Origin of the sequence: Emticicia sp. W12TSBA100-4 (genome assembly GCF_040253585.1) — a bacterium.
In the GTDB taxonomy this organism is placed as follows: Bacteria; Bacteroidota; Bacteroidia; order Cytophagales; family Spirosomataceae; genus Emticicia.
The window spans coordinates 122,501-145,582 of record NZ_JBELAU010000003.1 but is presented as its reverse complement, the minus strand read 5'-3'; the positions used below and the strand labels follow the sequence as shown (position 1 = coordinate 145,582).

The 23,082-nt window shown below is 35.8% G+C and carries 16 protein-coding genes; 10 read left to right on the top strand and 6 right to left on the bottom strand.

Annotated elements, in window-relative coordinates; all coding sequences use genetic code 11:
• Positions 1–11 precede the first annotated feature (11 nt).
• Positions 12–560: an NUDIX domain-containing protein gene (locus tag ABR854_RS04625; protein ID WP_064196486.1), complete on the top strand. Its 549-nt coding sequence runs from the start codon at positions 12–14 to the stop codon at positions 558–560.
• 1 nt (position 561) lies between these two features.
• The gene (locus ABR854_RS04620) at positions 562–1,182 is read left to right on the top strand and encodes a LysE family translocator (RefSeq protein WP_350264191.1); all 621 of its coding nucleotides are present in this window, start codon (positions 562–564) and stop codon (positions 1,180–1,182) included.
• A gap of 64 nt (positions 1,183–1,246) precedes the next feature.
• On the opposite strand, the gene ABR854_RS04615 is transcribed toward ABR854_RS04620, so the two are convergent.
• The 4 genes from ABR854_RS04615 to ABR854_RS04600 all read right to left on the bottom strand — a co-directional run bounded on the left by ABR854_RS04615 (position 1,247) and on the right by ABR854_RS04600 (position 4,229).
• Complete coding sequence (locus tag ABR854_RS04615) at positions 1,247–2,176, bottom strand: SPFH domain-containing protein (protein ID WP_350264190.1); 930 nt, start codon at positions 2,174–2,176, stop codon at positions 1,247–1,249.
• Between the two features lie 126 nt (positions 2,177–2,302).
• Positions 2,303–3,004, bottom strand: coding sequence for an SDR family NAD(P)-dependent oxidoreductase (locus ABR854_RS04610; protein ID WP_350264189.1), 702 nt, complete (start codon positions 3,002–3,004; stop codon positions 2,303–2,305).
• Positions 3,005–3,142: 138 nt separating this feature from the next.
• Entirely contained in the window at positions 3,143–3,823 is a 681-nt protein-coding gene (folE, locus tag ABR854_RS04605) for a GTP cyclohydrolase I FolE (RefSeq protein WP_350264188.1), read from the bottom strand.
• On the bottom strand, positions 3,804–4,229 hold the full coding sequence (locus ABR854_RS04600; protein ID WP_350264432.1) for a 6-pyruvoyl trahydropterin synthase family protein: 426 nt from the start codon (positions 4,227–4,229) through the stop codon (positions 3,804–3,806). The genes folE and ABR854_RS04600 overlap by 20 nt, the downstream gene beginning before the upstream one ends.
• 305 nt (positions 4,230–4,534) lie before the next feature.
• Between ABR854_RS04600 and ABR854_RS04595 the strand changes: the two genes are divergently transcribed.
• From ABR854_RS04595 to ABR854_RS04575, 5 genes are all read left to right on the top strand, one after another.
• Complete coding sequence (locus ABR854_RS04595; RefSeq protein ID WP_350264187.1) at positions 4,535–5,878, top strand: Gfo/Idh/MocA family protein; 1,344 nt, start codon at positions 4,535–4,537, stop codon at positions 5,876–5,878.
• 184 nt (positions 5,879–6,062) lie between these two features.
• Positions 6,063–7,286, top strand: a complete 1,224-nt coding sequence (locus ABR854_RS04590; RefSeq protein WP_350264186.1) for a sugar MFS transporter — start codon at positions 6,063–6,065, stop codon at positions 7,284–7,286.
• A 30-nt stretch (positions 7,287–7,316) separates the two neighbouring features.
• Entirely contained in the window at positions 7,317–8,495 is a 1,179-nt protein-coding gene (locus ABR854_RS04585) for an acetyl-CoA C-acyltransferase (RefSeq protein WP_350264185.1), read from the top strand.
• A 117-nt stretch (positions 8,496–8,612) separates the two neighbouring features.
• Positions 8,613–9,941, top strand: coding sequence for a galactokinase (locus ABR854_RS04580; RefSeq protein WP_350264184.1), 1,329 nt, complete (start codon positions 8,613–8,615; stop codon positions 9,939–9,941).
• 40 nt (positions 9,942–9,981) lie between these two features.
• Entirely contained in the window at positions 9,982–10,857 is an 876-nt protein-coding gene (locus ABR854_RS04575; protein ID WP_350264183.1) for a glycerophosphodiester phosphodiesterase family protein, read from the top strand.
• Positions 10,858–10,871: 14 nt separating this feature from the next.
• Here the strand turns inward: ABR854_RS04575 and ABR854_RS04570 are convergent, their stop codons facing one another.
• On the bottom strand, positions 10,872–15,014 hold the full coding sequence (locus tag ABR854_RS04570) for a two-component regulator propeller domain-containing protein (protein WP_350264182.1): 4,143 nt from the start codon (positions 15,012–15,014) through the stop codon (positions 10,872–10,874).
• Between the two features lie 570 nt (positions 15,015–15,584).
• Between ABR854_RS04570 and ABR854_RS04565 the strand changes: the two genes are divergently transcribed.
• Both ABR854_RS04565 and ABR854_RS04560 read left to right on the top strand, forming a co-directional pair.
• On the top strand, positions 15,585–16,943 hold the full coding sequence (locus ABR854_RS04565) for an amidohydrolase (RefSeq protein ID WP_350264181.1): 1,359 nt from the start codon (positions 15,585–15,587) through the stop codon (positions 16,941–16,943).
• A gap of 75 nt (positions 16,944–17,018) precedes the next feature.
• Positions 17,019–17,648 carry an L-threonylcarbamoyladenylate synthase gene (locus ABR854_RS04560; RefSeq protein WP_064196473.1) on the top strand — a complete coding sequence of 210 codons (630 nt, stop codon included), beginning with the start codon at positions 17,019–17,021 and terminating at the stop codon, positions 17,646–17,648.
• 79 nt (positions 17,649–17,727) lie between these two features.
• Here the strand turns inward: ABR854_RS04560 and mtaB are convergent, their stop codons facing one another.
• The gene (gene mtaB, locus ABR854_RS04555) at positions 17,728–19,059 is read right to left on the bottom strand and encodes a tRNA (N(6)-L-threonylcarbamoyladenosine(37)-C(2))-methylthiotransferase MtaB (protein WP_350264180.1); all 1,332 of its coding nucleotides are present in this window, start codon (positions 19,057–19,059) and stop codon (positions 17,728–17,730) included.
• A 299-nt stretch (positions 19,060–19,358) separates the two neighbouring features.
• On the opposite strand from mtaB, the gene purL reads away from it, so the two are divergent.
• Complete coding sequence (purL, locus tag ABR854_RS04550) at positions 19,359–23,063, top strand: phosphoribosylformylglycinamidine synthase (RefSeq protein WP_350264179.1); 3,705 nt, start codon at positions 19,359–19,361, stop codon at positions 23,061–23,063.
• The last annotated feature ends 19 nt before the right edge of the window (positions 23,064–23,082 follow it).

Here is a 23,082-nt window from a genome sequence, read left to right as displayed (position 1 = left end):
AATTTTACCGCATGAATGAAGAAAAAAATCCGTGGAAAATACTTGACTCAGAAGTCAAGTATGAAAATAATTGGATACAAGTTGTCCATCAGAATGTTATCAATCCGAGTGGTGGAAAAGGAATTTACGGCACAGTAAATTTTAAAAATATTGCGGTTGGAGTTGTGCCAATTGATAAAGATGGAAATACATGGCTTGTTGGTCAATATCGTTTCCCGCTGAATGAATATTCTTGGGAAATTCCAGAAGGCGGATGCCCTGACGGCGAGGAAGTACTTGAAACCGCCAAACGTGAATTGAAAGAAGAAACTGGCCTGATTGCTCAAAATTGGTCTCTAATCTCCAAATTGCATACCTCAAACTCTGTCTGTAATGAAGTAGCCTATATTTTCCTTGCCGAAGAAATAACCCAATCAGAAAGCCAACCAGAAGACACTGAGCAACTACAAGTAAAAAAAGTTTCGCTCAAAGAAGCCCTTGAAATGGTTTTGGCCGATAAAATAACCGACTCAATGAGTGTGGCGGGAATTCTGAAAGTTGCACGTTTAAAAGGTCTTTGATATGCTTGAAGCAGTAGTTTTTGGTTTCGTAACGGGCGTGGTGCTAAGTTTTGGTTTCGGAAGCGTTTTCTTTGCCCTCATTCAAGATAGTATTCAGTATGGCTATAAAGCAGGTGTAAAAATCTCACTCGGAGTTGTTTTTGCCGATGTTATTATGGTTACCATTGCTTTCTTGGGAACTTCATTTTTACCAAATATTCCAAATTTCGGCCTGTATTCACGTGTTTTTGGTGCTTTTTTGCTTATAAGTTTAGGATTTGTGCAGTTTCGTAAATCTAAAGCTCCATCTAAAATGCAAGAATTTAAATTAGCCAGATTCTTTTATTTTTTTGGAAAAGGGTTTCTTCTGAATGTCATCAATCCTGTCAATTTTATATCTTGGATGCTCGTTTCGGCAACTTTGAAAGGCTATAAATATGATTCACTTGACGAAATCCTGTTTTTTAGCACTTGTATAGTTATGATTTTTGTGGTGGAATCTGCTTTTGCCATTTTTGCAGACCGAATCAAAACAAAACTCAATGATAATACAATACTCTATATTAAATATTTTTCGGGTTTGGTTTTCATAGGTGTAGGCCTAAAAATGGTTTGGGATGCTTATAAAATAATAATTGCGTAAAAAAAACGTTTGCCACACATTATGTGGCACACGTTTTTTTAAATTCGCAAGTTGGAAACTTGTTTTACTTTCCTTTTTGCTTGTTTTCCGAATTCTGATTCAAAGCCATCATTTGCTTCATGGTTTTATCAAAACCTTCAACCGAACCATCCATAAATATTACATTTCCTTTGCCATCTTGTGCAACCTGACGCATAGTTTCTGTCCACAACGAGAATAAAATAATTGATGGGTCAAGATGTGCTTTTTCCATTTCAGCAGCAGCTACAGCCATACCTTTTGCAATTTCTTCACGGAATTGAGCTAAGCCTTGTCCACGCAAACGAGCAGCTTCACGCTCAGCTTCAGCCGAAATTCTGATGGCATTTCCATCGGCCTCTGCACCTTTGGTTTTTGTAATCAAAAGAGCCTGTCCTTCATTTTCGGCAGCAGCTTTTAAGTTATTTGAAGCCACCACTCTCGACATTGATTTTACTATTTCTTCATCAAATGTAATATCATTTATTTGTAAATCAAGCAAATGATAGCCCCAACCATTCAAAGTATGGTCAAGGTTTGACTTCACATCAGTAACGATTTCATTTCTTAAACCTAAAATTTCTGCTTGTTTCTTGGTGGCAACAAAACTACGAATCGAACCTTCGATTGAACGAACCAAAGCTTGCATAAAGTTTGCTTGGTCGATAAATTTAAATGCTACATTTTTTATCTGCTCTTCCGATTGGTCGGTGACAGTATAAAGCAACATTGCCTTGAAGTAAACATTAGCTTGGTCGTTGGTAATTGCTTGAAACTGTAATTCTGCCGAGCGATTTTGAATCGAAATTGTACGAAAAACAAACTCAATAAACGGAATCTTGAAATTCAAACCAGGAGTCATGATTCGGCTATACTTACCGAATACCGTTATCACAGCAACATTGCCTTGCTGAACAATAACGACTGACAAAAATAAAACGACTGCAACTACTACGAGTAGAATAATTGTTAACATTGTGATTTACGGTTTTAGTTAAATTTTAGTCAAATGTAGAATGAAAGTAGCAACCTAAGCTAAAATCTTGACAAATGGTAAAATCACAAGGAATATTTGTAAAAAATATATTTATTGGTAAAATTTCTACTTTAAATTACCCATTCCGCCATCAATATGAAGTATTTGTCCAGTTATCCAGCTGCCTTCGTCAGATAACAAAAGTTTAGTGGCTGCCGCAATATCTGCACTCGTTCCAACCCTACCGAGCGGATGACGTTTGTTTGAAGCATCAATTTTTTCTGGAGAAGAAAGTAACATTTTTGCCAAAGGTGTATCGGTTAAAGATGGAGCAATGGCATTAAAACGAATTTTTGATGAAGCATATTCGGCTGCTAATGAGCGAGTTAAGCCCTCAATTGCACCTTTTGAAGCTGCTACCGAAGCATGAAATCCCATACCAGTTTGAACTGCAACTGTACTAAAAAGTACAACCGAAGCATTACCAGAAGCCTTTAGTTTTGGTAAAACAGCTTGAATCACATTAACTGCCCCCAAAACATTTATCTGAAAATCTTTCTGAAAATCTTCACTCGTAAATCTATTAAATGGCTTTAGATTAATTGTTCCTGGGCAATAGGCAAGCCCATCAATTGTAGTAGGGAGTGAAGCAAAAGCTTGATTGTCAGGACTTGCTGCATCCCAAGTGATATGTGTAGATTGCAAATCGGGTTGTGTACGAGAAGCAGTAAAAACATTTGCCCCAGCTTCTATTAATGATTGTGCAAGAGCCAAGCCGATTCCTGAACTTGCTCCTATGATAAGATAATTTTTCCCTTGAAAAGACATAAATTAATGATAAATGGTGAGTGGTAAATGGTGAATTTTTATTCATTATATATCAGAACTGCCTAATCACTAATTTGTTTTCGGTCTATCTATCGTTTCATCTATAACAATTCACCATTTACCATTAACAATTCACCATTATATGCTCAATACCTTCAAAAACTCGCTACGTTTTTCCTCTTTATTGAAAGCACCACTGTAAAATGAAGTAATAGTTGAACTCGTTTGGTCTTTTACGCCACGAGATGAAACACATTGGTGATCGGCGTCAACATAAACGGCCACATCGTCAGTCATCAAAGCATTTTTGATAGCGTTTCCGATTTGAATTGTCATACGCTCCTGTACCTGTGGGCGACGGGCAAAATGATTTACAATTCGGTGTAGTTTCGATAAGCCAATCACCTTACCATTGGAAATATAAGCCACATGTACTTTTCCTACGATTGGCACAAAATGGTGTTCGCAGCACGAATAAAATTGAATGTTTTTCTCAACCAACATTTCATTATAATTGTATTCGTTGGTGAAAAGCGTCATTGCAGGTTCATTTTCAGGATTTAGGCCCGAAAATAACTCTTTAACATACATTTTTGCTACACGTTTTGGCGTTCCACGAAGACTTTCGTCTTGCAGATCAAGCCCGAGCGTAAGCATAATTTCTTTGAAATGTTTTTCTATGATTTCAATTTTTTCATCGTCGTTCAAATCAAACGCATCATCACGAAGTGGTGTTTCGAGTTTAGTAAACGGGTGGTCTTGGTCATCAAGTAATAATTCGTTCACAAAAGTTTTTTCTTTAAATTGGATATTCGACATAATTTCGTTCAGTTTCAAATAGTGTAATTTTCAAATCATAATCATTTGATATTTTTTCTCTCAAAATATCGTAAATCACAATAGCAATGTTTTCAGCTGATGGATTTAGTGATTTAAATTCCTCAACGTCCAAGTTTAGATTTTTGTGGTCAAGTTTATCCAAAACATGTTTTTTAATTAAATCACTTAAAACTTTTGTGTCGAAAACATAACCTGTCTTTGGGTCAACTTCACCCGACAGTCGAACAATCAAATCATAGTTGTGCCCGTGATAGTTCGGATTATTACATTTTCCGAAAACTCGGGCGTTCTCTTCAGCATCCCACTCTGGGTTGTGAAGACGATGAGCCGCATTGAAGTGTTCTTTTCGCAACACCGCAACTCTCTTTTTTTGATATTCCAAAATTGAAGTTTAAAAGTAAATAAAATGTTAGCCAAACAGTCATTACAAAGGTTGTGTACAACACTTGTAGGCTACCGAACGGTGGTTAAATCGTTCTAAAGAAACAGTTTCAAATATACTAACAAGTGGTATTTTTATTTTGTTCAAGATTTTTTCAAAAAAAATATTTATCTTAATTTTCATATTATCACGATTAAAATATTTTTTATCTATTTAGATTGAAAAAGATTATTTTTTTTATTAATCGTTTATTTATAAAAATTTTTTATTTTATCTTTGAATCACAAAATCTTCAAACCAACCTAAATATGAACCGTCGAAATTTTCTTTCAACCAGCTTGGCAACTTCAAGCATTCCGTTTATAATAAAGAAAAAAAATCTATCTGAGGATAAAAAAATAAGGCTCGGATTTATCGGAGTCGGACTTCGTGGACGTACGCACCTGCAACAAGCACTTTATCGCTCAGATGTTGAGATTCCTGCTATTTGCGATATTGACCCAAATTCAATTGCCGAAGCCAATAAAATTTTTCAAAAATTTGGCAAAAAAGAGCCAATTGCCTATATGAAAGGCGAACGTGATTTTGAAAATTATGTAAAAAGAGAAGACCTCGACGGAATCATTATTTCGACTCCGTGGGAATGGCACGTACCAATGGCGGTTGCAGCCATGAAAGCGGGGAAATATGCAGGGGTTGAAGTTTCGGCAACTGTTACACTTCAAGAGTCTTGGGATTTGGTCGATACTTACGAAAAAACTGGTTCGCACTGCATGATTCTCGAAAACGTTTGTTATCGCCGTGATATTATGTCGGTTTTAAATATGGTACGTAAAAATATGTTCGGTGAAATGCTCTACGGACATTGCGGATACCAACATGACTTGCGTTTTGTGAAGTTGAATGATGGAAAATCAGCTTACGGAAAAGGTGTTGAGTTTGGAGAAAAAGGTTTCAGCGAAGCACGCTGGAGAACACAACATTCGGTCGATAGAAATGGCGACCTCTACCCTACACACGGGCTCGGGCCAGTTGCACATTGGATGGATATAAATCGTGGAAATAAGTTTGATTTCTTGACATCAATTGCCACAAAATCTCGTGGGATGCACAATTATATTGTAGAAAATGGCGGAAAAGACCACCCAAATGCCAAAGTCAATTTTAAATGCGGTGATATCGTAACGACTACGATTCAGTGTGCCAATGGCGAAAATATCGTAATTATTCATGATACAAACAGTCCACGACCATATTCACTTGGTTTTAGAGCTCAAGGCACAAAAGGTATTTGGATGAACGATGGCAACCAGATTTATTTAGAAGGTGTTTCTAAAAAACATGATGTTTGGGAGCCATTTGCCGACTATCAAAAACAATACGACCACCCACTTTGGAAACGCTTCGAGCAAGATGCAGTAAATGCAGGTCATGGTGGAATGGACTTTTTTGTGCTTCGTGCGTTTATTGAATCTGTAAAAAACAAAGTTGCTCCACCAATTGATGTTTATGATGCTGCAGCTTGGAGTGCCATCAGTCCTCTTTCTGAACTTTCAATTGCTCGTGGTAGCTCACCAGTTGAAATTCCAGATTTTACACGTGGAAAATGGAAGACCAACAAGCCAATCTTTGGTTTAAATGATAATTACTAATCCATCCCATTTAAAAAGGATTCTAATTTAGTCAATGGATTACATTTTTAAGCAAATGACTTAAGTCATTTAAAAGTAACAAGTCATTCCTTTGATTATTTCAGCATCTTGTTTCAACAAGATTGAAATAACGATAATAAATTAATTACTAATCGAAAAACAAGAGTACTTAAAAATACTTTTTATGCAAGAAAATAAAAACTATACTGGCCCATTAATCATAATTGGATTATTATTTTTCGTCTTTGGATTCGTTACATGGGTTAATGGAACGCTCATCTCTTTTTTCAAAAATGCTTTCGGACTCAGCAATGCCAATTCATATCTGGTAACCTTCGCTTTCTTTATTTCATATACAATAATGGCGATTCCGTCTTCTTATGTTTTAAAAAAAGTTGGTTTCAAAAAAGGCATGTCGATTGGCTTAGCAATTATGGCAATCGGAACTTTCACTTTTGTGCCAGCTGCAAAAGCTGAATCTTACCCATTATTTTTGGCAGGATTATTTACTATTGGTATAGGATTAACTTTACTACAAACAGCCTCAAATCCTTATGCGACAATTCTTGGCCCACGAGAAAGTGCAGCACAAAGAATTAGTATTTTGGGAATTGCAAACAAAACTGCCGGAATTATCAGTCAGAAAGTTTTTGGCGGAATACTTTTAGCTGGAAGTGTAGCTGGTGCTGCTATTTCACCCAAAGCGGAACTTGCAAAAGTTATTACACCATATTTGATTCTAACCGTAGTGCTAATCATTTTGGCGGTTTTGATTTTGCTTTCAAAAGGTTTACCCGAAGTTAGTGAAGAACAAGAAAGTGTTGATGGTTCAAAAAGTACTAATAAAACAAGTGTATTCGATTTCCCGAATTTGGTTTTAGGACTAATTGCATTGTTTTGTTACGTAGGCGTAGAAGTTATCGCAGGTGATTCAATTATCAGTTACGGTATTTCATTAGGGTTTTCGACCGAAGAAGCGAGTCAATTTGGTACTTATACGCTATGGCTAATGATGTTGGGCTATGTTTTGGGCATAGTTTTGATTCCAAAATACGTTTCTCAACAAACTTGGTTGAAACTTTCATCCATTTTTGGCATAATCATTACTATATTTGCGTTAGTAACTACAGGCTTTACGTCTGTGTTATGTATAGCAATTTTAGGTTTGGCAAATGCCATTATGTGGCCAGCTATTTGGCCACTGGCCATTGATGGACTCGGGAAATTTACAAAAACTGGTTCAGCTTGGTTAATTATGATGATTGCAGGCGGTGCGATTTTACCACTTGTTTATGGCAGTTTAGCAGATTATTTGCATAGTTCGCAAACTGCTTATGCTATCATGATTCCTCTATACGGATTTGTTCTATATTTTGCTATGCTTGGTTACAAAAAGAAGACTTGGTAATTTTCATCAATTCTATAAACCAACATTTTTGTGCAACAATCTTATATAATTTCGGCAGTGCGTACGCCAATTGGTAGTTTTGGCGGTTCACTTTCAAGTATTTCAGCCCCAACCCTCGGTGCGACGGCAATAAAAGCAGCCATCGAAAAAGCTGGTATCGAACCAAATCAAGTCGAAGAAGTGCTTTATGGCAATGTTTGTCAGGCAAATGTTGGTCAAGCACCAGCTCGTCAGGCTACGCTTGGAGCTGGCTTGAGCAATAAAACCAATGTAACAACCATCAATAAAGTGTGTGCTTCTGGCATGAAATCTATCATGTTAGGAAGCCAATCTATTGAGTTGGGGCAAAATGATCTTGTGGTAGCAGGTGGCATGGAAAGTATGTCGAATATTCCATTTTATCTATCAAAAGCTCGATATGGCTACGGCTATGGCAATGGTGAATTGATTGATGGTTTAGCCAAAGATGGTTTGGTCAATGTTTATGACAATAAGGCGATGGGCTGTTTCGCTGATGCTACCGCCAATAAATTTAAGATAAGTAGAGAAGAGCAAGATGCTTTTGCCATCCAATCATACAAACGCTCAGCAGAAGCTTGGGCAAGCGGAATGTTTGCCAATGAAGTTACGCCAGTTGAAGTAACCGACCGCAAAGGCAATGTAAAGGTAATTTCGGAAGATGAAGAATTTAAAAACGTAAATTTTGATAAAATACCAACTTTACGTCCTGCTTTTACAAAAGAAGGAACAGTTACGGCCGCTAATGCTTCAACAATTAATGATGGAGCTGCCGCACTTGTTTTAGCATCTGATGAAGCAATAAAAAGTCAAAACTTAAAACCAATTGCAAAAATCATTTCTTACGCCGATGGCGAACACGAGCCAGAATGGTTTACAACTGCTCCAATTATCGCTGCCGAAAAAGCACTAAAAAGAGCTGGTTTGACAATCGAAGATATTGATTATTTTGAAGTAAACGAAGCGTTTGCAGTTGTTCCAATGGCATTTGCAAAACACTTTGGCATAAGCTACGATAAGCTAAATATTTTTGGTGGTGCTGTTTCACTTGGACATCCGCTTGGCTGCTCAGGTGCGAGAATCGTAACCACGCTCGTAAATGTACTTCAAAATAAAAATGCAAAATACGGAATGGCAGCCATTTGTAACGGTGGAGGCGGTGCAAGTGCCATTATTGTAGAAAAAATTTGATATTTATAAACAAAATTCAAACCTTGCAGGATAATACCAATCTTGTAAGGTTTTTTCGTATTAATAATTATTAACGAAAAGATTTTACCTATTTATCTTTTCAATCATTTGTCCAAAATGAAAGTAAATTCTGATTCAAGTAGTATTCTACAAAAGTTTTTTGGTCCAAACCAAGTTGTAATTCAAGCAACATCTCCAGGCAGAATGGACGTAATGGGTGGTATAGCCGATTATTCAGGCTCATTGGTTCTTCAAAAATCAATTTCCCAAAAAGCAACTGTTACAATCGGAATCAGAAATTATAATCAACTTCACATCAAGAGTTTAGATATTGCTTCCCAAAATGAGCTTTATGTTGATTTAGATGAATTACCGAATAATTACGATGAAGCTCAAAAATACCTCAAAAGTATTGCAGGTGGAGATTGGGCTTCATATATTATTGGTTGTTACTTAGTTCTGTCAAATGAGAAAAAAACAAAGCTGGGTGGACTCGACATTCTGATTCAGTCTGATGTACCAGTTGGAAAAGGAGTTTCTTCATCAGCAGCACTTGAAGTAGCTACTTTAAAAGCAATAACCGAACTTTTTAATATCGAATTGTTTGATACCGAACTTCCAAAATTAGCTCAAAAAGCCGAAAACTTAGTAGTAGGAGCACCATGTGGCTTGATGGATCAATTGGCATCTTATTTTGGTGATAATAATAAATTACTACCAATTTTGTGTCAACCTGACCAACTCTATGATTTGGTGGAAATTCCACAAGATTTATATTTTGTGGGAATTGATAGTGGCGTAAAACATGCAGTAAGTGGAGCATCATACAGCGAAGTTCGTACGGCAGCTTTTATGGGTTATTCTATAATAGCTCAAAAATTAGGGTTTTCTAAAGACAATTTAGGCAAACAAATACATTCCGAATTGCCTTTTGGTGGCTTTTTGAGTAATATTAGTCCATCATCATTTGAAGCCGACTTTGCTCGAAGCCTCAACTCAATGTATGGAAAAGATTTTATTAATGATTTTGGTGTAGTAACTGATAAACTTTCAGTTATAAAACCTGACGCATTTTACAATATTAAAGCCTGTGCCAAGCATCCAATTTACGAAAATCATCGAGTAAAATCTTTCAAACAACTGTTAAAATCTGTAAATGAAACAAATTATGGCGATATTTTACCATTGATGGGAGAATTAATGTTTCAGTCGCATGAAAGTTATAATAATTGTGGTTTGGGTAATGAAATGACCGACAAAATAGTAACAATGGCAAGACAAAAAGGTATTGAAAATAATATTTACGGAGCAAAAATTACTGGTGGAGGTAGTGGTGGAACGGTTTGCTTGATGGTTTATGGCCAAAAAGGTTTAGAATCAGCCAAACAACTTTTTGAAGAATATCAACAACAAACTAATCAGAGTTCTTTAGTTTTCTTTGAGTAATTGCCGAAATCCATTATTAACTTTACACTTCGCAACATAAATGAAAAAAATATTTGCATCTGCATTCATACTAATTGTGTTGATTTATGGTTGTAAAACCTCACAATCAAGCACTTATGTACCTGTACCCCAAAAAGGCTTAATGTCTTTTTTGAAATACAACGAAAACTTCAAACCCATGATTTCGGCTCATCGAGGCGGTGGAGATATTGCTGGTTATCCTGAAAATTGTATAGAATCGTTTGATTTTCTTGCTAAACAAATGCCTGCAATTATTGAATGTGACATTGAATATACGAAAGATAGTGTGTTGATTATGATGCACGATAATTCGCTGAATCGCACAACAACTGGAACAGGGAAAATTTTTGAACAAAATTGGGCAACTTTTAAAGATGTAAAATTGAAAGATAATGCCGGAAAATTGACAAATTTTCAAATTCCGACACTTGAAAAAGTCTTAAATTGGGGCAGGAATAAGGTAATTTTTACCCTTGATGTAAAACGAAATACACCTTACCCAAAAGTCGTAGAAATGGTTGAAAAATTGAAAGCCGAAGAATATTCTGTCATTATCACGTACGATGTCAATCAAGCGAAAGAAGTTTATAAACTTAATCCAAAATTGATGATTTCGGTTACAATACGTGATTTGAAAGAATATGAACGCTACCAAAACGCTGGAATTCCAGATAAAAATATGATAGCATTTATCGGAACCCGTGAACCAAATAAAGAATTTAATGATTTTTTGCACAAAAAAGGCATCTGCACTATTTTAGGAACTCTGGGAAACTTGGACAAAATGGCAATTACTAAAGGAGATAAGGTTTATAGCGACTGGGTACAAAATGGAGCTGATATTTTATCAACCGATAGAGCTATCGAAGCTTTCAATGCTATTAATAAAAAATAACAGTCGTCACAATTTCACTCTCTCCAAGTTTTAAGTCTTTTTTTTATCACTTTGCCCCATTTTTCCAAAATATTAATAAATAATTCCATTTGGATAGGTTTACTGATATAATCATCCATTCCTGCCTCCTCACACTCTATCCTACTTTCTTGTAAAGCATTTGCTGTCATTGCAATGATAATAGGTTGCTCAATATTTTGAGTTCTTATTTGGGTGGTCGTTTGTAAACCGTCCAACTTTGGCATTTGCACATCCATTAATATAACTTGGTATTCTTTTTTAGAAATGGCATCTAATACCTCTTCACCATTTTCAGCCAAGTCTGCCTCAAAACCTAACTTACTCAAGAGTCGTAAGGCAAATTTCTGATTCATTTTATTGTCTTCTGCAACTAAAATTTCCATTGGGAACTCTTTTGCAAAATCGACAGAAAGTTTATTTGCCGAATTTTTTTCAGCATTTTTTTCTACCAATATCGGTACTACTTTCGGTGCTAATTCATTATGAATGGTTCGGCATAAAATATGTTGTTTGACAGGTTTTGTCAAAACCGAACAAAACAAATCTGGATGCTCCTTGTAATAAGTGTCAGAAATAGAGCTTAGTGAAATAATCGGTAATTGAGGGTTTAACTTTTTAATTTCTAAAGCCAGTTCTAAACCATCCATGGTCGGAAATTGCATATCAGCAATGACCAAAGAATATACATGGTTTTCCTTAACGAGTTTTAAAGCTTCCTGAGGAGAATCAGTCAAAGTTGGAATCATTTTCCATCGTTCTAACTGCCCTTTCAAAATACTTAAATTGGTAATATTATCATCAATAACCAATATTGTTTTATTCTCTAAACTTTCTAAATTAAAAGGAGGAATTGAAAATGCAACCTCGCTCGTCGTTGTTTTTATAGTGAAAGTAAAAGTTGTACCTTTTCCAACTTCACTTTCAACACCAATATCGCCTTCCATTAAATTTACTATTTTTTCACTAATAATCAAGCCAAGTCCAGTACCACCATACTTCCTACTTGAGGAAGAATCTACTTGAGAAAAAGCCTTAAACAACCTATCTAATTTATCCGCTGGTATTCCAATGCCCGAATCTCTAACTTTAAAACCTAATTTGACTTGATTGTTATCAAACGTTTCTTTTAAGAATACTTTAATGAAAATTTCACCTTCATCAGTAAATTTAATAGCATTTCCAATCAAATTCAGCAACACTTGACGTAAGCGTAATTGGTCACCAATGATATGAGTAGGGACATCCGAATCAATTTGATATAATAACTCAATTTTTAATTGAGCAACTTTGGCCGCAAAAACATCTAATGTTTCTTCGATACAATTTCTTAGGTCAAAGGATTTTTCTTCCAATTCCATCTTTCCAGATTCAATTTTGGAAAAGTCCAGAATATCATTAATCACCGTTAGAAGCCCTTCTCCACATGTTTGGATGGTGTCGGTATAGCTTTTCTGCTCTTCGTTCAAGTCTGTTTCTTCTAACAAAGAAGTCATACCTATAATCCCATTCAGAGGAGTACGAATTTCATGACTCATTGTAGCCAGAAAAATACTTTTTGCCCGATTAGCCAATTCTGCTTCTTCTCTTGCTTTAAGTTCCTCTTGTATAGATTCATTCAATTGTCTGGTTCTTAATTCGACCTGTTTCTCAAGACGCTTCTTGTGCATTTCTATTAAATTAAGTCGGTATTTATAGTAAAAATAAATTAAACCCAAAGCAATAGAAATTATTAGTAACCTAAACCACCAAGTTTCCCAGAAAGGTGGCAAAATAATTAATGTAAGAGATGTACCTTGTTCATTCCACAACCCATCGTTATTTGCAGCTTTTACACGAAATGTGTACGTTCCAGCGTCCAAATTAGTATAAGTTGCAGTTCGTCGATTCCCAATATAATTCCAATCTTTATCAAAACCTTCTAATTTATAAGCATAGGTATTTTTATTAGATAATGTATAGTTTAATGCCGAAAATTCAAATGAAAAAACCGATTGTTGATAAGATAAAGTAATTTCTTTAGTTTCGCTGATGGGCTTAGTAAGAGGAGAGCCTGAACCTTTCTTGCGTGAAATAATTGATTGATTAAAAACCTGAAAATCAGTAATATAAACTGGTGGGATAAAAGTATTGTCATGCAGGTTTTCAGGATAAAAGGTGTTTAAGCCATCAGTACCACCAAAGAACATTTCGCCATCTCGTGTTTGGAAAGCCGCTCGAGGTTTAAATTCATTTCCTTGTAAGCCATCTGAAACACCATAATTTCTAAAAACCTTTGTAGTAGGATTATACTTGGAAATGCCTTTATTTGTACTTATCCAAAGATTTCCTTTTTTATCTTTTAAAATACTGTGAATCAGGTTATTTGCTAATCCATCCTTATCAGTTATCGTCTGAAATTTCTTTGTTTTCAAATTAAACAAACCTAATCCATTCATTGAACCTATCCACAAATAACCTTTTCCAGCGTCAACAATTGTCTGTACATTATTATTACTCAAGCTTTCTTTGTCAGCAGGGTTATTGACATAATGGGTAAATGTTTTTGTTTTTTTGTTAAAATAATCCAACCCGTTTTCGGTACCTACCCACAAATTACCTTCTTCATCTTCCCACAAAGCCTTCACATAATTATCACAAATGCTGTTAGGGTCATTTGGATTGTTCATATAGGATGTAAAGCGTTTTGTTTTTCGGTCATAATAGTTTAACCCGCCTGTCCAAGTACCTAACCAAAGATTTGAATCTTTACTTTTAAGAATAGTAAACACACTTGAAGCAGATATACTATTTGGGTCTTTACTATTTTGTAAGTGATGCGTAAATTGCCCTGTTTTCTTGTTGAACAAATCAAAACCACCCAAATATAAACCTAAAGCTAAAATATCTTTTTCTACTTCAATGACCGACACCACATAATCTGAACCAATACTATTCTCATCATTGGGGTTTTTCTTATAGGCTGCAAAAGTTTTATTCTTTCTATTAAAATAATTCAATCCACCACCGTCAGTACCCAACCAAATTTCATTGTCTGATTCTCCAGCTATTGACAAGATGATGCTTGAATTTAGTCCCTTTTTTTCTTGCTTATAAAGCGTAAACTTTTTACCAAATTTTGGCAAGAAATTTATTCCTCCCGAATAAGTTCCTACCCACATATTTCCAATATCGTCTAAATAGATACTGTAAACTGAATTATTACTAAGGCTATTATTATCATTGATATCATACTCAACGGTTGTAAATTTATTATTTTTCTCATTATACAAACTTAAACCTCCATTTTCTGTCCCTATCCACAAATTTCCTTCTTTGTCATTCATGAAAGAAAGAATATTGTTAATAGCAAGGCTCTGGGGATTTTTGGGGTCATGTTTAAAAGTGGTAAACGTATTATCATTTGCATTATATTTTGAAACACCACCCTTTGTTGTACCAATCCAAAGGTTCTGATTTATATCTTTGTATATCGCTCTAATCCAATTCGAACCAATTGTTTTTGGATTTTTAGGATCGTTGAAAAACTGTGTAAATTGTTTTTTTTCAAAATTATATTTATTCAAACCATTTCTTGTTCCAACCCAAAGGTTACCAAATTTATCTTCTCCTAATTGAAAAATAAAATCACTGCTCAAACTATTTGGTTGGTTTACCTGATGCTGAAAAAGGGTAAAAGTCCCTTTTGGGACATTAAGTAAATAAAGGCCTGTGGTAGTTCCTAACCAAATTCGATGTTTGCTGTCTTGAAAAATATCACGTATAGATAGTTTTGTGTTTTCGCCAAAAAAATGAAAAAAACTGTCAGTTGCTCTGTCAAATTTATCTAATCCACTGGCAGTTGCTACCCATAAATTCCCCTGATTATCTTCTAAAATATCATATATATAATTATCATTTAGGGTCGAATGGTCAGTATGTGAGTGCTTGTAAGTAGTAAAACGATAACCGTCATACTTATTTAACCCTTCTTCCGTTGCAAACCACATAAAGCCCTGTTTATCTTTAAGAATTGCACTAACATGGCTTTGAGAAAGTCCTTCGTTCGTAGAAATCCGCGTAAACGAAAACTTCTGGTTTTGTGCCCATGATGAATGAAGGCAAAATATAAAGTAAAAAATAAGGAAAGAATATTTCATTGGTTAGGAAAGCAAGCTTTTAAATAAGAAATGTAAATGATAAATTCAATAGCACGCACTCTCTACGAAACAAAGGCACAAAGTTAAGAGATAAACTAAAAATATAACATTTATAAGGAAAAACATGGCAAAAATTATGCCAAGCGTATTGTTTTAATTTCCTTTTGAACTTATTGATAAGAAAATATAAATTTGCTTTTTACTAAGAAATATTTTGTTGTATTTATTGGTGTTTCAGCCATTTAGTTTGGCAAGTAGTTCATACTCGTAGGAAGATTAAAATTAGTTTTTCTTAGTAAAATATTCGGCTACCACGAGAACCAGATATTTTCGTTGTGATAGTCAAAACTAAAATATTGAACTCATTAATGAGGCGGTTCAATAATTCTTTTACGTATTAGATTATACGTAAATATTCTTGAATAAAATTTCATTTCAAAAAAATAATCTTTGTTTATCAACTTTTTACATTATTAATGAACTGAGCATAAATTTTAACAAATAGGTGTTTTACTAAGCTAAAATACTTTTTTTTGACTAAATTTGAACGATCATAAACTAAACTTACCAATGAAAAAAACCTTAACCACCTTATTAGCAATTTCTTATGGATTAGCTTTCGGCCAATCCTCTCTAAAACCAAGAATTAATGCAGGAGCTGATGCTATTGAGAAAAAAGTTATTACTTGGCGTCGTGATTTTCACCAAAATCCTGAATTAGGCAACATGGAGTTTCGCACATCAAAAATCGTTGCCGACCATCTGCGGTCATTGGGCATAGAAGTACAAGAAAATGTGGCCGTAACAGGTGTAGTTGGAATTTTGAAAGGCGGAAAACCTGGCCCAGTAGTAGCTCTTCGTGCTGATATGGATGGACTTCCTGTTACCGAAAGAGTTGATATTCCATTCAAATCAACAGTTAATACCATTTATAATGGACAAAAAACAGGCGTTATGCACGCTTGTGGTCACGATTCTCACGTAGCTATTTTAATGGGAGTTGCCGAAGTACTGGCTTCGATGAAAAGTGAAATAGCTGGAACAGTGAAATTTTTATTTCAACCTGCTGAAGAAGGTGTTTATGACCCGAAATTATTAAAAAATGGCAAATCAGGTGCTGAATTGATGGTCATGGAAGGTGTTATGGAAAATCCAAAAGTTGATGCAGTCTTTGGCTTGCACATCAGTTCAGTTACCGAAGTCGGCACTATTGGCTATCGTCCAGGTGCTACTATGGCGGCCGTTGACCAACTGGCTATAAAAATAAATGGGAAACAAACGCATGGTGCAAATCCTTGGTCTGGTATCGACCCAATCACGACGGCTTCACAAATCGTAATGGGTTTGCAGACAATTGTCAGCCGCAATGTAAATATTACAGAAAACCCAGCAATCGTAACGGTTGGGGCTATTCATGGTGGAATTCGCCAAAATATTATCTCAGAAAACTTAGATATGATAGGCACAATCAGAACTTTTGGAACTGAGCAACGAGAATTGGTTCATCGTAGAATTAAAGAAGTAGCCACAAATATAGCAGAAAGTGCTGGTGCAAAAGCCGATGTAACTATCGACACTGGCTATCCAGTAACATACAATGATCCTGCTTTGACTGAAAAAATGATTGCTTCGGTTGAAGGCGTTGCAGGAAAAGAAAATGTAAAAGTACAACCAGTACAAACTGGAGCAGAAGATTTTAGTTTCTTCCAACAAAAAGTACCAGGGTTCTTCTATTTTTTAGGAGGAAAACCAAAAGGAAGCACTACTCCTGCCCCACACCATACACCAGATTTTTATATCGATGAATCAGGCTTTACACTCGGTATCAAATCTTTGGCTGCTTTGACAGTAGATTACATGGAAATGAATACTCCAAAAGATAACCAAGCAACAGCCATTGGTAACAAAAAAGCAAAAAAGAGTAAATAATTAGACCATAGTCAACAGTCCACGGTCTATTGTGTTTCAAACCGTGGACTGCCAACTATTGACCATCGACTAAAAATGTCTGCAGAAATTATTGAATTATATCAAGGGAATTTGGATGAAAGAAAACTTCGTCAGATAGTGGAATGCCTTAAAAATGGTGGAATCATCATTTATCCGACTGATACCGTCTATTCGATGGGCTGCGATATTTTCAATACAAAAGCAGTAGAAAAATTGAGTAAAATCAAAGGAATAAAACTCCAACACAACAATTTTTCGATTGTTTGTCACGATTTAAGCAATATTTCAACTTATGCCAAAGTGTCAAACAATACATTCAGGCTTTTAAAAAGAGCATTACCTGGTCCTTTTACATTTATTCTTCCTGCAACAAGCGATTTACCAAAAACCCTACAAACCAAACGAAAAACGATCGGTATCAGAATTCCTGACCACGAAATTCCGTTAAAAATCATTGAAATGTTGGGTAATCCAATCATCACAACTTCAGTAAAAGATGACATTGATGATATTTTAGAATACCCAAACGAAATTGAAGTGATTTACTCACAAAATGCCGAAAAGGTCGATATTATCATCGACGGTGGCTGGTGTGGAATCGAACCTTCAACGGTAGTTTTGGCAGTCGATGATGACTTTGAAGTAATTCGTGAAGGTGTGGGAGATTTAAGTGAGTTTTTGTAGCACAACCGCTTCGGCGGTCCGATCTCAGAGTTGTATCAAATATCCAATTATCAAACACAATTTAGAAAATTGTGGTACATCAATGCACCACATATTCCTCCACCTCTTCAACCTCAACTAACATTTTATCATTTATCGAAGATAAGCTTACCTGCTTTGTCTCGTTGATAAGCATTGGGTCATATTTGGCAGTTACACGCACATAATTTTCTGTCCAGCCGTGCATATTTCCGTCCTCAATATCTTCTTCAAAAAGCACCGAAAATTTCTTTCCGATTTGACTTTCATAGAAAAATCTTTTTTTCTTATCTGATAAAATATGAAGCATTTTAGAGCGTTCGGCACGTTTGTTTTGTGGAACATTAGGCTTAATGGAAATTGCCGTGGTATTTGGTCTTTCAGAATAAGTAAATACATGTAAATAACTGATATTCAGTTTATTCAGAAAATTATAGGTCTCTAAAAACTCTTCTTCAGTTTCGCCAGGGTGACCTACAATCACATCAACACCAATGCAGCAATCTGGCATTAATTGCTTGATTTTATTGACTCTTTCAACATAAAGTTCACGCTTATAACGGCGTTTCATCAATGCCAAAACCTTACTCGAACCCGATTGCAATGGAATATGAAAATGGGGAACAAATCGCTTCGATTTTGCTACAAATTCAATAATTTCATCAGTCAGAAGATTAGGTTCGATACTCGAAATTCGGAATCTTTCAATTCCCTCAACTTCGTCTAATTCCTTAATCAAATCAAAGAAAGTTTCAACTCTGATACCATTCTGTAAACCAAAATCACCGATATTTACTCCTGTCAATACTATTTCTTTTACACCACTCTCTGCAATTTCTTTTGCAGCCTTTACCACATTTGCTATCGAATCTGAACGACTTTTGCCACGAGCCAATGGAATCGTGCAGTAAGAACAGGGGTAATCACAGCCATCTTGCACTTTCAAGAAAGTACGAGTACGGTCATTTAATGAATAGGAAGTATGATAATCAACCGCTTCTTCAATTTTGGAATTGAAAATTGTCGCCTTTTCAGATTTTTCACGAGGTTCTTTTACAAAATCGCCTAATAAATCAACCAAACGAAATTTTTCAGCCGCACCTAAAACAGCATCAACACCTTCAATTTCAGAAATTTCTTGCGGTTTTAGCTGTGCATAGCAACCAATAATAGCCACATAGCCATCAGGATTTACTCGATTGGCCTCTTTGACAATCTTTTTACACTTTTTGTCGGCGTTCTCTGTCACCGAACAAGTATTGATAATAAATATGTCAGGAGTCTCATTAAATTCTACTTTCTGATAACCACGACTTTCAAACATACGTCCAATTGTCGAGGTTTCTGAATAATTTAATTTACAACCCAATGTATAAAATGCTACTTTTTTCATCCTTTTGTTGTAGAGCAAGATTCTATCTTGCTTGTACGATTTTTACGAAACGAATTATAATCAGAAAATACAAAATTCTGATTCAACAACTTAGAAAGTTGTTTTACTAAATAAAGCTACAAAGTTAGATAAAAATCAGTTCGTTTTTGATAGAATTTTTGTCTTTCACTATTTAAAGCTATGCAAAATTGCACTATTTCAAGAAGATACATAAACATACTTTCTATATTTTCAAATCTCCAAATTTTCAAATTTTCAAATTAGTAATTTCTCGCATTCTTCATTTAATTGAATTAATTTTGCGTTTTCAAAAACCTCTACAAAATAGCAACAAAATGATTCATTTCTTCGGAAGCCAAGACACAGTATTTGCGGTACAAACGCAAGACAACCTTTCAAATGAAGACATCAAAAAACTCCTTTGGCTTTTTAATAGCCCAGCAGACCACAAATACACCCTTACAAATACCAAAGACGCTTCATTAAACGACTATTTTGTTGGCCCACGTGCCGCAATGATTACCCCTTGGAGTACGAATGCCGTAGAAATTACTCAAAATATGGGAATTTCGGGTATTATTCGTATCGAAGAATTTAAAACTGTTACGGAAGATTTTACGGGCTTCGACCCAATGCTTTCGCAGAAATATTCTCAGCTTAATCAAACAATTTATACAATTAATATCAAGCCTGAGCCAATCATTGAAATCGAAGATATTGCTGCTTACAATAAACAAGAAGGCCTTTCGCTTAGTGTTGAAGAAGTTGAGTATTTGAATAATCTTTCTACAAAACTGGATAGAAAATTGACAGATTCTGAAGTTTTTGGTTTCTCACAAGTTAATTCAGAACACTGCCGTCACAAAATCTTCAACGGAACATTTGTTATTGATGGTGTAGCTAAAGAAACTTCGCTTTTCAAATTAATCAAGAAAACATCCGAAACCAATCCAAACGATATTGTTTCGGCATATAAAGATAATGTAGCCTTCGTAAAAGGTCCAAAAGTAACGCAATTTGCTCCATTAAGTGCCGATAAGCCAGATTTCTATGCTGAAAAGCAATTTGATTCTGTGATTTCTTTAAAAGCAGAAACGCATAATTTCCCGACAACAGTTGAGCCTTTTAATGGTGCTGCTACTGGTTCGGGAGGTGAAATTCGTGACCGTTTGGCTGGTGGAATTGGTTCTTTGCCCTTAGCAGGAACAGCAGTTTATATGACTTCGTACTCTCGTTTGGAAGAAAATCGTCCGTGGGAGAAAGGTATGTCAGAACGTCCGTGGTTGTACCAAACTCCGATGGATATTTTGATAAAAGCTTCAAATGGTGCTTCTGATTTTGGTAATAAGTTTGGACAGCCGCTCATCACTGGTTCGGTTTTGACATTTGAACACGAAGAAGATGCACGAAAACTGGGTTTCGATAAAGTGATTATGATGGCTGGTGGAATTGGCTACGGAAAATCAGAACAAGCCATCAAACAAAAGCCAAAAGTTGGCGATAAAGTTGTGATTCTTGGTGGTGAAAACTATCGAATCGGTATGGGTGGAGCAGCAGTTTCATCGGCCGACACTGGTGCTTTTGGTTCGGGCATTGAGTTAAATGCAATTCAACGTTCAAATCCAGAAATGCAAAAACGTGCTGCCAATGCCATTCGTGGCTTGGTTGAAAGCGACCACAACCCAATAGTTTCGATTCACGACCACGGTGCGGGTGGACACCTCAACTGTTTATCGGAATTAGTAGAAGAAACTGGAGGTTTAATTGATTTAGATAAATTGCCAGTTGGCGACCCTACCCTCTCGGCCAAAGAAATTATTGGAAATGAGTCGCAAGAAAGAATGGGACTTGTGATTGGTGAAAAAGATATTGAAACCCTCAAACGCATTGCCGACCGTGAGCGTTCGCCGATGTATGAAGTAGGTGATATTACAGGAAGTCATCGTTTTACATTTGAATCAAAATCGACTGGCATAAAACCAATGGATTTTGCGATTGATGATATGTTTGGTAGTTCTCCCAAGTTCATCATGGACGACAAAACTGTTGAAAGAAGCTATTCAGATTTAATATATTCTACTGAAAATATTCCTACTTACTTAGACCAAGTGCTTCAACTCGAAGCCGTTGCGTGTAAAGATTGGTTGACGAATAAAGTTGACCGTTGTGTTGGCGGCCGTGTTGCCAAACAACAATGTGCTGGACCTTTACAATTGCCATTAAATAATGTTGGTGTAATGGCTCTCGACTTTAAAGGAAAGGAAGGAATTGCCACAACAATCGGTCATTCGCCAGTTTCTGCATTGGTTGACCCTGTTGCGGCTTCTCGAACTGCTATTGCAGAGTCTTTGTCAAATATTGTTTTTGCACCTTTGAAAGATGGCTTGAAATCGGTTTCACTTTCAGCAAACTGGATGTGGGCTTGCAAAAATGAAGGTGAAGATGCAAGACTTTATGAAGCAGTAAAAGGTTGTTCAGATTTTGCCATTGAACTCGGAATTAATATTCCAACAGGAAAAGATTCGCTTTCAATGAAACAAAAATATCCAAACGATGAAGTAATTGCTCCAGGAACAGTGATTATTTCGGCAGGTGGAAATTGTTCAGATATTACAAAGGTTGTTGAGCCAGTTTTAAAGAGAAACGGTGGAAATATTTATTATCTGAACCTATCGCAAGATTCGTTTAAATTGGGTGGAAGTTCTTTCGCTCAGATTTTGAATAAAGTTGGTAGTGAGGTACCTACAATCAAAGATGCAGAATATTTCAAAAAAGCATTCAATACACTACAAGATTTGATTAAAGCAGATAAAATTACAGCTGGACATGATGTTGGTAGTGGTGGTTTGATTACGACTTTACTCGAAATGTGTTTTGCAGATGTAAATCTCGGTGCAACGATTGATTTGAGTATTTTGCAAGAAACTGACCTTGTGAAAATATTATTTGCTGAAAATATTGCAGTTGTAATTCAAGCAAATGAAGAAATTGAGTCGGTTTTCGCTGAAAATAATATTGAGATTTTCAAAATTGGTTCTGTTTGTGACGGTACTGAATTAAACATTAATCAGCTAACATTTAATATCCCTCAGCTAAGAGATACTTGGTATAAAACTTCTTTCTTACTTGATTCAAGACAAGCTAAAAACGGAGTTTCGGCTGAAAGATACAATAATTATAAAAATCAACCATTGCAGTTTACTTTCCCAACTCAATTTGATGGAAAGAAACCAGTAATTGACTCAAGCAAACCAAGACCTAAAGCGGCTATTATTCGTGAAAAAGGAAGTAACTCTGAGCGAGAAATGGCAAATGCCATGTATCTGGCAGGTTTTGATGTAAAAGACGTTCACATGACCGATTTAATTTCTGGTCGTGAGACGCTCGAAGATATACAGTTCATTGGTGCAGTTGGTGGATTTTCTAATTCGGATGTTTTAGGTTCGGCAAAAGGCTGGGCTGGAGCATTTTTATACAACGAAAAAGCAAATACAGCACTCAAAAATTTCTTTAAACGTGAAGATACCCTTTCGGTTGGTATTTGTAATGGTTGCCAGCTGTTGATGGAGTTGGAATTAATTAACCCTGAACACGAAATTCATGGCAAGCTCCACCACAATAAATCTCATAAACACGAAAGTATTTTTACTTCGGTGAAAGTGCAGAAAAATAACTCGGTAATGCTTTCGACACTCGAAGGTGCAACTTTGGGAGTGTGGGTTTCGCACGGAGAAGGAAAATTCAATCTTCCATATTCAGAAGACCAATATAATATTGTAGCAAAATACGGTTACTCCGAATATCCAGCCAATCCAAACGATTCGAATTACAATACTGCGATGATGTGCGACAAAACTGGACGTCATTTAGTGATGATGCCTCACATTGAACGTTCGACATTTCCGTGGAACTGGGCTCATTATCCTGAACGTAAGAATGATGAAGTTACACCGTGGTTAGAAGCTTTCGTGAATGCTCGTAAGTGGGTTGAGGCAGTGAAGTAATTACATATTTTTTATGAGT

What these genes read in the sequence shown, in the direction of transcription:
- ABR854_RS04625 (WP_064196486.1), top strand. Translation starts at nt 12, where the DNA reads ATGAATGAAGAAAAAAATCCGTGGAAAATACTTGACTCAGAAGTCAAG.
- ABR854_RS04620 (WP_350264191.1), top strand. Translation starts at nt 562, where the DNA reads ATGCTTGAAGCAGTAGTTTTTGGTTTCGTAACGGGCGTGGTGCTAAGT.
- ABR854_RS04615 (WP_350264190.1), bottom strand. Translation starts at nt 2,176, where the DNA reads ATGTTAACAATTATTCTACTCGTAGTAGTTGCAGTCGTTTTATTTTTG.
- ABR854_RS04610 (WP_350264189.1), bottom strand. Translation starts at nt 3,004, where the DNA reads ATGTCTTTTCAAGGGAAAAATTATCTTATCATAGGAGCAAGTTCAGGA.
- folE (WP_350264188.1), bottom strand. Translation starts at nt 3,823, where the DNA reads ATGTCGAATATCCAATTTAAAGAAAAAACTTTTGTGAACGAATTATTA.
- ABR854_RS04595 (WP_350264187.1), top strand. Translation starts at nt 4,535, where the DNA reads ATGAACCGTCGAAATTTTCTTTCAACCAGCTTGGCAACTTCAAGCATT.
- ABR854_RS04590 (WP_350264186.1), top strand. Translation starts at nt 6,063, where the DNA reads ATGCAAGAAAATAAAAACTATACTGGCCCATTAATCATAATTGGATTA.
- ABR854_RS04580 (WP_350264184.1), top strand. Translation starts at nt 8,613, where the DNA reads ATGAAAGTAAATTCTGATTCAAGTAGTATTCTACAAAAGTTTTTTGGT.
- ABR854_RS04575 (WP_350264183.1), top strand. Translation starts at nt 9,982, where the DNA reads ATGAAAAAAATATTTGCATCTGCATTCATACTAATTGTGTTGATTTAT.
- ABR854_RS04570 (WP_350264182.1), bottom strand. Translation starts at nt 15,014, where the DNA reads ATGAAATATTCTTTCCTTATTTTTTACTTTATATTTTGCCTTCATTCA.
- ABR854_RS04565 (WP_350264181.1), top strand. Translation starts at nt 15,585, where the DNA reads ATGAAAAAAACCTTAACCACCTTATTAGCAATTTCTTATGGATTAGCT.
- ABR854_RS04560 (WP_064196473.1), top strand. Translation starts at nt 17,019, where the DNA reads ATGTCTGCAGAAATTATTGAATTATATCAAGGGAATTTGGATGAAAGA.
- mtaB (WP_350264180.1), bottom strand. Translation starts at nt 19,059, where the DNA reads ATGAAAAAAGTAGCATTTTATACATTGGGTTGTAAATTAAATTATTCA.